We start from the raw sequence: 12439 nt of genomic DNA, 5'->3' as shown, positions 1-12439 counted from the left end.
ATAAGGAGCAATTTATAGCAATAAACCAATTAGGCCCAATATAGTTGGAAATATTTATTTTAAAAATTTAAGGAGCTTAAGTTTTTAGTGACAGTAAAAATAATTTCATATTAATTTGTGAAACCGAATGGTTGCGTTTATATTTGCAACTGAACGGTTGCTAATAACCAGGTTTTATGAGAAGAGATGTATTTCAGGCAATTGCCGATCCAACACGCAGGGCCATTTTGAGTTTGCTGGCATTACAGGCCATGACGCCGAATGCACTTGCAGATCATTTTGACAGCAGCAGGCAAGCCATATCCAAACACATTAAAATTTTAACCGAATGCCAGCTTTTAAAGCAGGAGCAGAACGGGAGGGAAATTCATTATCATTTTAATGCACAAAAAATGCAGGAAGTAGATATTTGGATGGAACAGTTCCGTAAAAGTTGGGAAAGCCGTTTTAACCAGTTAGACAACCTATTAAAAAACCAATAAATACAAAGTTATGAGTAAAAATGAAGCAGTCTTTACGAAAGACGTTGCAAACAAAAAACTGACTGTAAAAAGAGCATTCGATGCACCTTTGGCCAGTGTTTGGAAAGCGTGGACGGATAGCAAAATTTTAGACCAATGGTGGGCGCCGCATCCTTACCGTGCAGTAACCAAAACGATGGATTTTAGAGAAGGTGGCTATTGGCTATACCAAATGCTGGGGCCGGAAGGGGAAGGATCGTGGTGCAAAGAAAATTTTAAAACCATTGAGCCGGAGTTACGCATCACCAATGCGGTTTCATTTTGCGATGAAGATGGTAAAGAAAATACCGGTTTCCCAACCATGTACTGGAAAAAAGAATTTTCGGCTGACGGACAGGCAACGATAGTACATGTAGAAATAACTTTCGATAAAGCCGAAGATATGGATGCTATTCTCCAAATGGGTTTCAAAGAAGGATTTACTGCCGGCCTGGATAATTTGGACCAGTATTTCGGAAATAACAAATAAGGAAATAATTTCCTGTCAGTTAATTTGTCATTCTGAGGATAAATGAAGACGCTTCACTATCAAATTCAATAGTTAAATTACTTTTGATAGAGCCTTCATTTTATTCAGGATGACAAATTTGGCGATTCTGATAAGGTTGAATCGTAAAATCATACCTTCTGCATTCGTATGCTATTGCCATAGCACTTAATTGTTTTAATTCCTCGTTTTCTGCATTACCAGTGCTGTTTTTTGCAGAAAGCAGCGCAATGCGGTTGATAACCAATTTGTAATCAGCGTCAGTTAGAATGGTTTCCATGTGTTGTTAAAATTTGTGTGGATCAAAAATCAACAAGAGAACAAATTTTAACGAGGGAAAGTTTTAAACGGATGTGGAAAATTTTTTTAGCAATTAAATCAGAATTTTAAGCGTTCGATTCGATCAAAAGCTTTAATATTTTTAACCGGTGAATAATTGGAATATTCACTTTGGCCTCCGGATTAGCTTTTAGAGGTGTTAAGTGACTTTCCAGAAAATGCTCATAATCGGTAATCACTGTAGCTTCATTAAGGTAAATAGGAACTTGTTGCTTCCCCGCCTGGGCAAAAAAATCTTCTAACTGTTGTATTTCTGGGATGGTCATGCTGCAAAGTTAGTAATTTAGTCCTTAGTCTTATAGTCGGGAGTCCGAAGTCTGGGGTTCGAAGATATAGTTTGAAAAAATAGCCATTCAACTTTGTGTTCTTTGCGCCATTTCTCCGCGTTCTCTGTGGTTCGCCACTTACTTAATGCCAACTGCTCCGCTCCAAAACTCTTGCCGTACTAAAATAATTAGCTTAAATTTGCTTTCCCTATTGATGATTTGCTTATGCCAACCGCATAGAATGGATAACAGTGAAATGAAAAAAGATATTCTCCCTACTCAGATAATCCCTGATATTGCAGCGCAGAAGAAAGAATATTACCGTAAAGAAACGGCCTGGCACCGCGACTGGAAACTGGCTTTTCCACCTTCTTTTAGAGAAGTCGCTTTTTACGATGCCGCAAATACCGACATTCATCGTGCCGATGTATTTACGCCATCGGGTTATACCATCGAATTTCAGAATTCGCCGATTACCGTTGCAGAACTCCAAAGCAGGGAAGCCTTTTACCCCAACCTCATCTGGGTATTGAATGGTAAAAAATTTAAAGGTTTTAAAATCCTGAAACACCTGCCTGATGTAGATGATCCAAAACTGGCAGATTACGAGTTTTGTCATTCCGATCACCTTTCGATGGTACGAAAAGCAGAAGTGGCAGGGGGAGTAACCAATCCTAAAATACTTAATTTTTACCATCCCGAACTTAAGGATATCAAACTGACCTCTAATCTATACTCTTTTTGCTGGAAACAACCACATAGTGTATGGTATTTAGCTACCGCAAAAATAATTGTAGACTTGGGAGGACATTTTTTATATGAGCTAAAACAACGAAAACAATTAAATGGAAATTATCCTTATCTGAAAATCATTAGCCGGAAAACTTTTGTTAACTGGCATACTCCACCTGAATTTTGAGTCTCAAAATACGCAAATCTGCGGTAGAATTTTATCATACAGCGCTGTAGGGTAATAATTACAGCTACTATATTTGAGTATGTGTTTAAAAAAATTGAGTATTTTTTGATATAAATCAAAATTATTCCAACTCAAATTAATGATATAACTGTTATTTTATAGAAATAAATTTGCTATTAGGCATATTTTTGGCAATACTATCTAAAAATATTAAATAATGCAACCATTTAATACCGCTCAACTCAAATGTGTTATTATTGATGACGATCAGCTCAGCATCGATATTTTAGGAAATTTTATTGCCCGTAATAATCAGTTAACTACCATTGCAACTTATACCGATCCTATTGATGGTATTTTGGCCATTAGAGAAATAAGTGATCTGGATATTCTGTTTCTGGATATTGGGATGGAAGTTTCAGGCCTTGATGTGGCTAAAGTAATACGAGATCATGTCCGTTATCTTATATTTGTTACCGGCCACGAAAAATATGCATTAGATGCTTTTGCTGTTTATTGTGATAAGTTTATCGTTAAACCCGTTACTTACGAAAAAATAAACTCGGCTATAATAGATATTATTAAGAGAGACAGCCGATAATAAAAACGTATTAAATCTCTTAAATTCAAGAGATTTAATACGCTGCACTGAATTATTTCATGCTGTCGTTAATCTTATTGATCATTACCAGGTGGCTTTGAACCGTAGGGGCAGTTTTAGTGGCGAATGCTTTCAAATCTGCATCTTTTCCATCTTTGGATTCATCTTCCATCAGTTTTAAGGTCGATTTATGTCCGTCTACCATGGCGCTAACATATGCTTTATCGAAATCTGCACCGGTTTTTTTGCTCAGATCATCCATTTTTTTCTTGTGCTCATCATCAACTGTACTTGGCAGTGTAATGTTTTTCTGTTTTGCAATGGCCATCAGTTCTGCATTTGCCATGCCGTGATCTTTAACCATCATGGTTGCAAATTCTTTAACCTGTGCATTGCTGCTTTTTTCGAGCGCAAGTTTACCTAATTCTACTTCGGCCATGCCACCAACAGCCGCCTTGGTAGTAAATTTAGCATCTGCATCATCTACTGCAATACCACCAGTGGCAGCCACATTCGATGTAGTATCTTTTGCCATGTTTAAACTATCGGCACTTTCTTTGGCATCTTTATTTCCACCACTACAGGCCTGAAAGGCTAGGGCTGAAACGGCCATTACATAAATTAACTTTTTCATATACATTGTTTTTGTTGTAGCTAAATAACATGCAGAGAGGCAAAAGGGTTTTAACCTTTTTTTATTAAAAGGTATGGTGCTAATATTCAGTATTTCAAGGGAGTTATGGTTTTTTGAGCAGTTGGCGCAGGGATTTATTTAAAACCTGTTCAATTCTTATTTGGACTTGATCTAAATAGAGGCTATATTTGCGGCAGATAAGAAAGCCACACGGTTCGGACCCGTGTGGCAAAACCGGAAATCCGGCTCACCTTTAATCTCTAATTAAAAGCCATGCAAATTAAGAAAATTTTGCTACTCGGCATGTTATGTGCCTGCGTAATTTTTACTTCTGCCCAAAATCGACTCTCCAGCATTTCGGGCCAAATCAAAACCAGTTCCGGCGAAGCCATCCCGGGTGCTACCATTAAAATCCACAAAACCAGTTATGGTACCATCACCGATCAGAGCGGGAATTTTAAAATCCTCAACATTCCTTTTGGCAATTACACCTTGCAGGTATCGGCAATGGGTTTTAAAACACAGAAAAAAGAAATTAATGTAACAGACGGACAGCTTAGCGCTTTTAATTTTAGTTTAGAAGAGTCGTCAGAACAGATGGAAACGTTGAACGTTATCGGTCGCACGGCCAACCAGCAGGTAAACAGGCAGGCTTTTAATGTTACTTCAATCGATGCCAAAAAACTGCACAACAGTACGCTCGATATTTCCCACGCTTTAGACCGCGTTTCGGGTGTAAGGGTAAGAGAAGCCGGAGGATTAGGCTCGAGAATGGATTTCTCACTGAACGGTTTTACAGGCAGGCAGGTAAAGTTTTTTATTGACGGGGTACCGATGGATAATTTTGGTTCTTCCTTTCAGATCAACAACATCCCGATTAATCTTGCACAGCGTGTAGAAGTGTACAAAGGTGTAGTTCCCGTTTGGTTAGGATCTGATGCACTGGGGGGTGCCGTTAATATTGTAACCGATAATACCACAAAAAGTTATATGGATGCCTCTTATTCCTATGGCTCTTTCAACACGCATAAAACAGCTGTAAATGTTGGATATACGGCTCCATCGGGTTTTAAAGTGCAGCTAAATGCTTTCCAGAACTATTCTGATAACGATTATAAAGTAACCACCGATGTGGCGGCTTTTAACGGTCAGTATTTTAGAAACCAGGTGGTTAAACGTTTCAACGATACTTATCATAACGAAACTTTAATTGCAGGTGCCGGTGTGGTCAACAAATCGTTTGCCGATCAGTTAATGTTCGGATTAACAGTTGGACAAAATTATTCGGAAATCCAGACAGGCGCAAGGATGATCAGCGTGTTTGGTGACTGGCACAGAAAGGGCAGTATTTTAATGCCAACAGTAAAGTATGCCAAAAAAGACCTGTTTACGAAAGGTTTAGACCTTCGCGTGAACGGAAATTTTAATTTCGGTACCGAGCAGAATATTGATACGGTTTACCGTCGCTATAACTGGTTTCAGGATTATAAAGAATACCCTGGTGCAGGTAGCGAACGCGAACGTTCAATGTATAAATTCCGCAATAATAACGGTTTAGCGACTGCAAACCTGAGTTATACGGTTGATGAGCACCAATCATTATCATTAAACAACGTATTTAACAGTTTTAACAGAAAAGGTTCTGATGAGCTTTATCCTGATGCCGAGAAATATGAACAACCACGCATTAATAATAAAAATGTACTGGGATTAGGCTATAAATACAGCGCTTCAGAAAAGTGGAATACTTCGGTATTTGTGAAACAGTTTTATCAATCCAATAAATATTCGCAAAGTTATAATCCAAGTGTTAACTGGGGCGATATTGCTTATTTAACGCAGAAAAACAGCTATAGCAAAACAGGTTATGGCATTGCATCTACCTATTTTATTGTTCCAAATTTACAGATTAAGGCATCATACGAAAAAAGTTACCGTTTGCCGGAAACCGATGAACTTTTTGGCGATTTGTTAAATCTTGAAGGGAATATCGATTTAAAGCCTGAGCAAAGCAATAACTATAATTTAGGTTTTAGTTACCAGGCGCAGTTAAACAAAATCCACCGCTTTAGTTTTGATGGCAATTTAATGTACCGCGATGCGAAAGATTTTATCAGGCCATCCTTAAACAATAACCAAACCAAGCAGGTAATGGGCAACCTGGCTGATGTAACCAATCTGGGTTTCGAATCTGAAATCAGGTATTCTTTCAAACAGCTATTTACGGCCGGAGTAAATGTGACTTACCAGAATTTAAGAAATAATACGCGTTTTGAACAGGGACAAACGATGCAAAGTCCTTTATTCAGAGATCGTATTCCTAACATGCCATACCTTTTTGGCAATGCCGATGCGTCGCTTTTCTTTAACAATTTTGGCAAAAAAGGCAATACGCTTACTCTGGGTTATAATGTACTTTATGTGCATGCCTATTATTTATCATGGCCAAGCCAGGGCACATCTGATACCAAATATGATATTCCCAGACAATGGATGCAGGATGTAAATGCCGTTTATACTTTGGGCGGGGGCAGATACAATATCGGCCTGGAATGTAAAAACCTGCTGGATAACCGCATTTACGACAACTTCTCCCTGCAAAAACCCGGCAGGGCATTTTATGCCAAAGTAAGGTACTTTTTTAGCAATAACAGATAACCGCAACCTAAAATATTATAACATGAAAACTAAATTTATACTTCCTTTATTAAGCTTATCGATACTGACTGTATTTTCTGGCTGCGATAAAGAGCTGGATTCATCAGAAGTAATAGATGTAGACACCGAACTTACCGGTGCAACCAAATTTGTAATTTCTGCTACACCAATTGGTACTTCTGGCATTGCCGATTACCTGCTTACGGCCAATTCGTTAGAGTCGGGCATGATTACCACACAGGGTAACGGAATTGAACAGGACGGATCGTACCGTTATTATCTTACCCATAAAAACCGTTTCTTTAGTTTGTTGTATGGTCAGGGGAATCCTGGCGCTGTAACTTCATACCGTTTAGATGGGGCAGGCAAACTGACTAAGCTGACCAACTTCCAAAGTGAAACCGTACAGCTTTTTGCACCCATAAAAGATGATGTACTGACCATCAAAGTTCCCCGTTCAGGAAACGAATTTGCCACCATGTTCAGGATAGATGCCCGCAAATACCAGATTGTAGGAGAGCAGCAGGTAAACATTGTAAAACTTGCAGGAAATGGCGAAAGGGCACACTTTACCTGGGCAACGCAGGTTGGCGATAAGCTTTTTGCACCTTACATGAGTATAAAAGGCGCAGCGCCTGATGCATTTGGTACGGCCTATCCGGATAGTTCGTGGGTAGCCGTTTATACTTATCCAGAATTAAAATTAGAGAAAATTATCCGAGATAACCGCACGAGTTATATTGGGGCTTATTTCACGGATGGACTTGTTGAAACAGATAATGGAGATGCTTATGCTTTTTCATTTGCTGCAGCAACCAACGGAGGTATTCCAACCTCTAAAAATCCATCGGCCGTTATCCGCATTAATAAAGGTACAACCGAGTTTGATAAAAATTATTTCTTTAATGTTCAGGAGATTTCCGGAGGTTACCATATCGCTGGGCAGACTTATTTAGGAAAAGGGATTTTTATCCTTCAGATGTATCCACAGCCTAACTCATTGGCAGGAACAGCAAGGAAATTTGCTGTGGTTGATGTCATCAGTAAAAGTTTTAAATGGGTAACCGGCATTCCTGCAGATATCACCAGAACAACAACGATTAATAATTATTCGCCAAAAGATGGCAAAACAGGATACATAGGAATTACTACTGCCAGCGAAGGAAGTTATGTGTATGTATTCGATGCAGAAATTGCAGCTGCAAAAAAAGGCTTAAAGGTTGAAGGTGGTACCATCACAGCAATAAATGCCCTTCAATATTAAACTTAAAACTATCACCCTCAACAAAACAGAACAATGGCAACGCTAAATAAAACTATTCCGGCAAAGAAAAAAAATAAAGATTCGTTATTTAACAGAATCAATAAATGGCTTCACCTCTGGCTTGGCCTGATTTCGGGTGTCATTGTTCTTATTGTTTGTGTAACGGGCTGTATCTGGGTTTTTAACGAAGAAATTACAGGTTTACTGGAACCTGAAACCAAAATTGAAAAGCAGGATAAGCCTGTAATTACGCCATCGCAACTGAGTGACATTGCTTTTAAACTTTATCCCGAAAAAATTCCTTCATATGCACAGTATCAGCAGGGAAGGACGATTAATTTAAATTTGAGGGGTAAAAAAGATGAAGGCAGAAGAGGTGGAGGAACAAGTTTAAAAATTAATCCATACACGGGCGAGGTCATCAGTAAAGTGGTACATAAAAAGGGTGAGGTAGATTTTTTCAGGTTCATTCTGAATGGTCACCGATTCTTATGGCTGCCATATGCCATCGGCAGGCCAATTGTAAACTACGGCACCATGGTATTTGTGGTGTTATTAATTACCGGATTGATTTGGTGGTACCCTAAAAAATGGAATAAATCAACCCGCGATAAAAGTTTCAAAATTAAATGGGGCGCCTCATTTAAAAGAGTAAACCTCGATTTACATAACGTGCTGGGTTTTTATTCCTTAATCTTTTTGCTTTTTATTGCCCTAACCGGAATGGTTTACGGCATTAAATGGTATAGCGAAGGCTTATATTGGGTAACGTCTGGAGGAGAAAAACTGGGCGATTTCCAGCGTCTGGAATCTGATTCATTAGCACTGGGTAAATTTTATACCCCACAAAAGGCAATGGACCTGGCCTGGCAGAAAGTAATTACCCGTCACCCCAAATCGCAGGGTTTTTATTATACTTTTCCTGATACCTCAAAAGCTAAGGCCACCATCAATATTACGGTTTATCCCAATACAGGGCAGTTTTATAATAACATTGGTTATACCTTCGATCAGCATACTTTAAAAGAGTTTAAACGCGAGGGTGTTTATGCAGTGCCTTATGAAGAGGCTGGTTTTGGAGGAAAGCTCAGGAAAATGAATTATGATATCCATGTAGGCAGCATTTTAGGCTTTCCTGGTAAAGTGATGGCTTTTTTGGCTTCCTTAATTGGTGCGAGTTTGCCGATTACTGGTTTTTTAATCTGGTATGGCCGTAAGTTTAAGAAAAAACCGGCTAAAAAAGAACCTGTTTTAACTGAAGGCGGGAATAATAAGGCTAATGTTAAACCAAGGGCGAAAATTCCGGTAAAAAAGGTAGAAGAAGTACTGGAATAACGCTGATTGTTTCATTCGATCTTCATGCTCAATTTATTTCAGCATCTTTCATGCTATAAAGACCCTGAAATAAATTCAGGGTGACGACAATTAAAAACCCGGGCAATTGCCCGGGTTTTATTTGTTTAAATGCTTTACAATTTTACCTTTTTAGCTTTTGGTTCAGGTTTTTCGGGTAATTGTATCGATAAAATCAAATCAATGCTTTCCGAATTGGTTTCATAATCGGCTGCAATTTTTTCCCATCTTTTGAGTTCTCCCTGTAAGGTTTCGATTTCCTTACCTAATGATTCGATCTTATTCTGGATTGATTTTCTAACGTTCGTATTTGCCATAGCACAAAATTATCATTTGAAGACATATCTTGAAACTTCTTTTTGCCAGTAGTGACAAAAAAAATGCTAAGTGTTCTATTTCAGCGGGTTTTATTCTTATAAAATTTTCAACAATAGTGAGGAAAAGTCGGGCCAGTTGATTTGTTGGGTTAATTGTTTAAATTGGTTAACCGGTTAATTGATACCAAATGTTCAAACCCACATTTATTGGTTAATGAGAAGCAGATTGCATGTTGCCATCATTAAGATCTTAACTTACTTAACTTCTAAATCGTCATAAGTTAGGCTAAGTATTTAAATTGGTTAATTGCCCAAAACTACTACTGCCCTTCGACTCCGCTCAGGGTGACTAATCTAGCTAATCGACTATGGACTTAAGACTATAGACTCAGGACTAGAAACTAAGGACTAAACTAAAAATATTTATCAATCGTTAATCCATAAGTAAGGTTTAAGTTTTCGCTATTGGTGATATTTAGTTTATTATAATTCAGCGCGGTTGTTAAACTGATCCATTTGCGGAGTTTTAACCCCAGCGTTGCCGAAGAACGTATAATATAATCGCCTTTTCTACTGAAAGAATTCTGTAAAAAATGGTTTCCATCAATAGTAATCAGTTCTTTGATCATAAAGTGATACTGTAACCTTAACGAATTTCGGTAGGTATGGTAACTATCGCCTACAATTAAACTACTTTGATCAAATAATACCCCATCGCTTAAATTTATATAGGCATTCGGTTTATCCAGCACACTGTAAGCAATGCCACCACCGGCAAGCAACTGATTTTTTAATTTTAACGAATAGCTGGTATTATAATTTACCAGTCCCCAATAATAAAAATGAGGAAAGGTTTTGTATAGGTTAAAGTTTAATGTGGTAGAAAAATCGTTGTTGGTTAAGCTGTTATTTTGTTTGCCATAAAGCCATGCTGAAGTAGAGTTTAATACGAAACTTTTCTTTTTCAACCCAAAATTTAGCGCATTGTTTAACAGATAGGCACGGTCTTCATTGGTGCGGTTAATAGAGCCTGTTGAGGTGAGCAATATATGATAATTGGTACTATCAGTATATTGGGCAAAAGATTGAGCAGAACACAAGCAGAGTAAAAATAGCGGCAAAAAAAACTTCATAAATGTTTTAACATCAATTAACCTTAATATGTTTACCCGAATTTAATTCAAATCATACCATTTAGGCACTGGTATGTAATCCTGGTTCCAGATAATTTCATCATTTTCATTTTTGTAACCTGCTGATATCAGTACAATACGAGGCTCTTCTTCTACAATTTCCTTTTTAAACTGATAAGCATCTACCGTTAAATGATGGTAAAGTTTATCCTGATCGGTTTTGCTTTCTGTTAACAAAATCAAAGCATTTTCGCCTGTTTTAAGGGTATAAATAAATGTGCCTTTAACTTTCATGGTATTTCTTTTTATTGGAATACAATAAAAACCAAAAATATGTTTTGTTCATCTTTAGTTAAGTAAGTGAAGCTTTATGCGCAAAAAAAAAGCCTGCAAGATTTAACTTGCAGGCCCTCAATGGTTAATGTAGGCAGATTAATTTAGCGTTAATTCAATTACAGGGATCTCAAAATCCGGCTTTTTCTTTGGCAGCTTTAATACCAGTGTGTTGCCTGTTGATTTTTCATTGTCGATTTGTACTTCTGAATTATCATGTAAAAACTGGGCATATTTTGCTTTGTCTTTATAGCCCTCAAAACTGATGGTACCTGTATTAGGATATTCGAAAAGGTGAACATATAATTTTTTTGCATCCTTATTGTAGGTGAGTTTAATACCTTCAGGCGCTTTAAATTCGGCCGGGGCAAAAGTACAGTGATAGATTGATTTTGAATTGGCGTGCATCCAGAGCCCTAAACTATCTAAAGCGGTAATGGCACGGTTATCAAACTCGCCGCGGGCCGTAGGACCAACATTTAATAATAAGTTACCGCCATTGGCTACCGAAGTGATCAGTAAATCCAATAATTTCCTGTTCGTTTTCCAGGTATTTTCATCGCGGTGGTAGCCCCACGATCCGGAGAAGGTTTGACAGGTTTCCCAAACTTTTCCACGGTATTTTTCCAGTTCCTTCGGAGACACCTGTTCAGGCGTGTCAAAATCGGTACCATCTTCGTAATCATCCAGGTCTAAACGGTTATCAACAATAATGCCTGGCTGTAACTTTCTGATCTGTTTCAGCAATTCTACCGATCCCCAATCATCGCGGCCTTTACCATGTTTGCCAGGATAAGAGAAATCAGCCCAGAGGATATCAATTTTACCGTATTTGGTGAGAAGTTCTGTAACCTGGTTATATAAATACTTACGATATTTAGCCATATCCCTGTTTTTGTTTAGCGCTGCATAAGCTTCCTCAGTTTCAGGTTGCGGTCTTAACGGGTGGATTTTGTCTACAGGAAAATCGGGGTGATGCCAGTCAATCAGCGAATAATAAAAGCCTACTTTTATCCCTTCCGCACGGAAAGCATCCAGAAACTCTTTTACCAGGTCTCTTTTAGCCTGTGTATTGGTGGCTTTATAATCTGTGTATTTGCTGTCGAATAAAGTAAAACCCTCGTGGTGTTTGGTGGTTAATACGGCGTACTTCATTCCTGCCGCTTTAGCTTCTTTGGCCCATTTTTTAGGGTCAAATAAATCCGGATTAAACTCATCGAAATATTTCTGGTAGTTTTCGTTGGTAATACGTTCCATATTTCTTACCCATTCGTGGCGGGCAGGTAAGGCATAAAGACCCCAGTGGATAAACATCCCGAAACGGGCATCTGTCCACCATTCCATTCTTTTGGTTTTTTGTGCTGCGGTTTCGTTGCCTAATCGCTTTTGGGCAAAGCCGGTTAAAGTTAAACTCAGCATCAGCAGTGCCGATAAAATAGGTTTTCTCATTTGTAGCTATTTTGGTTAGGTTAAAGTGCTAATTTACTGAGCTATATACTTTAAAAATGTTGGGATATGAGCAAAATATTAAGTTAAATTGGTTTAAAAAGGCTGTATGGGATTTAGTAATGGAAAACTTTGCTGCTGAAATTTTTGTTTAAAGAACTATAGCAG

General features: G+C 38.2%; 14 protein-coding genes. 7 read left to right on the top strand and 7 right to left on the bottom strand.

The annotated features are described in order from the left end of the window. Positions 1-176: 176 nt before the first annotated feature. Both ABD769_RS08885 and ABD769_RS08880 read left to right on the top strand, forming a co-directional pair. Positions 177-482 (top strand): ArsR/SmtB family transcription factor, encoded by a 306-nt coding sequence (locus ABD769_RS08885; protein ID WP_344851065.1) that lies wholly within the window; start codon positions 177-179, stop codon positions 480-482. Positions 483-492: 10 nt separating this feature from the next. Continuing rightward, on the top strand, positions 493-990 hold the full coding sequence (locus tag ABD769_RS08880; protein WP_344851064.1) for an SRPBCC family protein: 498 nt from the start codon (positions 493-495) through the stop codon (positions 988-990). A gap of 100 nt (positions 991-1090) precedes the next feature. On the opposite strand, the gene ABD769_RS08875 is transcribed toward ABD769_RS08880, so the two are convergent. Beyond that, positions 1091-1288 (bottom strand): hypothetical protein, encoded by a 198-nt coding sequence (locus ABD769_RS08875; RefSeq protein ID WP_344851063.1) that lies wholly within the window; start codon positions 1286-1288, stop codon positions 1091-1093. A 106-nt stretch (positions 1289-1394) separates the two neighbouring features. Then, positions 1395-1613, bottom strand: coding sequence for a DUF6965 family protein (locus tag ABD769_RS08870; RefSeq protein WP_344851061.1), 219 nt, complete (start codon positions 1611-1613; stop codon positions 1395-1397). Positions 1614-1854: 241 nt separating this feature from the next. Here ABD769_RS08870 and ABD769_RS08865 point away from each other — a divergent pair, with 241 nt between their 5' ends. Next, positions 1855-2532: a competence protein CoiA family protein gene (locus tag ABD769_RS08865; RefSeq protein WP_344851060.1), complete on the top strand. Its 678-nt coding sequence runs from the start codon at positions 1855-1857 to the stop codon at positions 2530-2532. Between the two features lie 217 nt (positions 2533-2749). Beyond that, complete coding sequence (locus ABD769_RS08860) at positions 2750-3133, top strand: LytR/AlgR family response regulator transcription factor (RefSeq protein ID WP_344851059.1); 384 nt, start codon at positions 2750-2752, stop codon at positions 3131-3133. A 52-nt stretch (positions 3134-3185) separates the two neighbouring features. Here the strand turns inward: ABD769_RS08860 and ABD769_RS08855 are convergent, their stop codons facing one another. Continuing rightward, positions 3186-3767 carry a DUF4142 domain-containing protein gene (locus tag ABD769_RS08855; RefSeq protein WP_344851058.1) on the bottom strand — a complete coding sequence of 194 codons (582 nt, stop codon included), beginning with the start codon at positions 3765-3767 and terminating at the stop codon, positions 3186-3188. Positions 3768-4040: 273 nt separating this feature from the next. On the opposite strand from ABD769_RS08855, the gene ABD769_RS08850 reads away from it, so the two are divergent. Genes ABD769_RS08850 through ABD769_RS08840 form a run of 3 tightly spaced genes read left to right on the top strand, consistent with a single transcriptional unit; the run spans position 4041 to position 9024 of the window. Next, the gene (locus ABD769_RS08850; RefSeq protein WP_344851057.1) at positions 4041-6425 is read left to right on the top strand and encodes a TonB-dependent receptor; all 2385 of its coding nucleotides are present in this window, start codon (positions 4041-4043) and stop codon (positions 6423-6425) included. Positions 6426-6447: 22 nt separating this feature from the next. Then, positions 6448-7689, top strand: coding sequence for a DUF4374 domain-containing protein (locus ABD769_RS08845; RefSeq protein ID WP_344851056.1), 1242 nt, complete (start codon positions 6448-6450; stop codon positions 7687-7689). Between the two features lie 33 nt (positions 7690-7722). Then, the gene (locus tag ABD769_RS08840; protein WP_344851055.1) at positions 7723-9024 is read left to right on the top strand and encodes a PepSY-associated TM helix domain-containing protein; all 1302 of its coding nucleotides are present in this window, start codon (positions 7723-7725) and stop codon (positions 9022-9024) included. Between the two features lie 134 nt (positions 9025-9158). Here the strand turns inward: ABD769_RS08840 and ABD769_RS08835 are convergent, their stop codons facing one another. The 4 genes from ABD769_RS08835 to ABD769_RS08820 form a co-directional block, all read right to left on the bottom strand. Further along, entirely contained in the window at positions 9159-9359 is a 201-nt protein-coding gene (locus ABD769_RS08835) for a hypothetical protein (RefSeq protein WP_025142317.1), read from the bottom strand. Between the two features lie 413 nt (positions 9360-9772). Beyond that, a complete protein-coding gene (locus ABD769_RS08830) occupies positions 9773-10492 on the bottom strand; it encodes a DUF481 domain-containing protein (RefSeq protein ID WP_344851054.1) in 720 nt (239 codons plus the stop codon). Positions 10493-10534: 42 nt separating this feature from the next. After that, a complete protein-coding gene (locus ABD769_RS08825) occupies positions 10535-10786 on the bottom strand; it encodes a hypothetical protein (protein WP_344851053.1) in 252 nt (83 codons plus the stop codon). 138 nt (positions 10787-10924) lie between these two features. Next, entirely contained in the window at positions 10925-12274 is a 1350-nt protein-coding gene (locus tag ABD769_RS08820) for an alpha-L-fucosidase (RefSeq protein ID WP_344851052.1), read from the bottom strand. Between the last annotated feature and the right edge of the window lie 165 nt (positions 12275-12439).

Origin of the sequence: Pedobacter jeongneungensis (assembly GCF_039538295.1) — a bacterium.
GTDB classification, from domain to species: domain Bacteria; phylum Bacteroidota; class Bacteroidia; order Sphingobacteriales; family Sphingobacteriaceae; genus Pedobacter; species Pedobacter jeongneungensis.
This window is presented reverse-complemented; position numbering and strand designations above follow the sequence as displayed.